The sequence below is a fragment of the Vibrio sp. AND4 genome, assembly GCF_000171815.1.
Lineage (GTDB): Bacteria > Pseudomonadota > Gammaproteobacteria > Enterobacterales > Vibrionaceae > Vibrio.
In genome coordinates, this window is record NZ_ABGR01000103.1 from 1 (window position 1) to 1,552 (window position 1,552).

Annotated in this window: 1 protein-coding gene and 2 pseudogenes; 1 reads left to right on the forward strand and 2 read right to left on the reverse strand. The window is 44.9% G+C overall.

Annotated features, from left to right (window positions below; genetic code table 11):
- Positions 1-79: pseudogene (locus tag AND4_RS20200) on the reverse strand (methionine ABC transporter permease); the annotation flags it as partial.
- The gene (gene metN, locus AND4_RS18900) at positions 69-1,103 is read right to left on the reverse strand and encodes a methionine ABC transporter ATP-binding protein MetN (protein ID WP_009844595.1); all 1,035 of its coding nucleotides are present in this window, start codon (positions 1,101-1,103) and stop codon (positions 69-71) included. The gene metN and the pseudogene AND4_RS20200, both read right to left, overlap by 11 nt.
- Before the next feature lie 339 nt (positions 1,104-1,442).
- On the opposite strand from metN, the pseudogene AND4_RS18905 reads away from it, so the two are divergent.
- Positions 1,443-1,552, forward strand: a pseudogene (locus AND4_RS18905) (D-glycero-beta-D-manno-heptose-1,7-bisphosphate 7-phosphatase); the annotation flags it as partial.

Consider the following 1,552-nt stretch of genomic DNA (forward strand, 5'->3'; position numbering starts at 1 on the left):
TGTAAAGGGTTTCCAACGTTGCGCCCAAAAGTAGGTTGCTGTTTAGACTCAGCCATTCTGAAATTGTATTAAAGGACATAGCCAAGTACCTCTACTTTCACGTTGTGTTCACGCAGGAACGCTATCGCTGCGTTATCGTCTTCCTCGTTACCAAACAGCTCCGCGACCATCATGCCGAACTTCACGCCACCGGCATAATCTAGGTCGGAACTCAAGATGCTCACATCGATGTTGAACTTACGAGCGATTTGCGTCATCAGAGGTGCATCTACGGTAGCACCAGTAAATTCTAGGCGAACCAATGGATAGCTGTTTTCTACGCGCGTGGTTTGTAAGCGTGCTTGGTAATCTTCTGGGATAGAAAGATCCAAAGTAGAGCGAATGAACTCGTGTGCCAATGCCGTCTTCGGATGAGCGAAGATTTCACCCACGGTGCCTTTTTCCACGAGCTCACCGTCACCAATGATTGCCACTTCGTGGCAGATACTCTTAACCACTTCCATTTCGTGAGTGATCAGTAAAATGGTGATGTCTAATTTGCGATTGATTTCTTTTAGCAGCTCTAAGATGGACTGGGTTGTTGCAGGGTCCAGCGCGCTGGTTGCTTCGTCACAAAGCAGAACGCTAGGATCGGAGGACAATGCACGTGCGATAGCCACACGCTGCTTTTGACCACCACTTAGGTTGGCTGGGTAGCTCTCATGTTTGTCTGCAAGGCCGACGAGCTTGAGTAGCTCATTCACTTTTGCTGTGATTTGTGATTTGTCTTTGCCCGCAAGTTCAAGAGGGAGCGCGACATTGTCAAAGACGGTGCGAGATGACAGCAGATTAAAGTGTTGGAAGATCATGCCGATGTTGCGGCGAGTTTCTCCCAACTGTTTTTTGCTTAATTTGGTTAGGTCAATGCCATCAACAACAATCGAACCCGAAGTCGGAGCCTCCAGCATATTGACACAACGGATCAGAGTACTTTTACCTGCGCCTGATGAGCCGATAACACCAAAAATGGTGCCCTTAGCGATATTTAGGTTTATGTCCTTAAGGGCAAGAATTTCCTTACTGCCTTGGTGGAACACTTTATTGACGTTTTTTATTTCTATCATGTTTCAACCTGCATAGAGATACTGGGAATTTCGCTGTTAAAAACGGCTTTAACAGGAGCTAATGCTGAACTCTATCTCAATTCTTAGCTGATGCTATGGGTTAAGGTGAAGTAAGTCAATAGATATTTTTACGTCTAGACGTCCAAATGAATTGAGCTTTAAGATAAAGTTGAATAGAAAGCGTTGAGGTTAAAAAGTAGCCAAGCTAGACGTTCAAGGTGTACCGATTCTTGGGCTGCAAATCAAGGGGTTTGTTGCTCACTTAGGCTAATTAGATAGTGTGAGTACTTATAAGGTATGTAATAATCTGATGAAACTGAGTAAATAGAGAAATACGTTTTGGCAAAATCGGCTGTTTTTATCGATCGTGACGGTGTGATCAACGTTGACCACGGCTACGTGCATGACGAACATGACTTTGAGTACATCGACGGTGTTTTTGAGGCGCT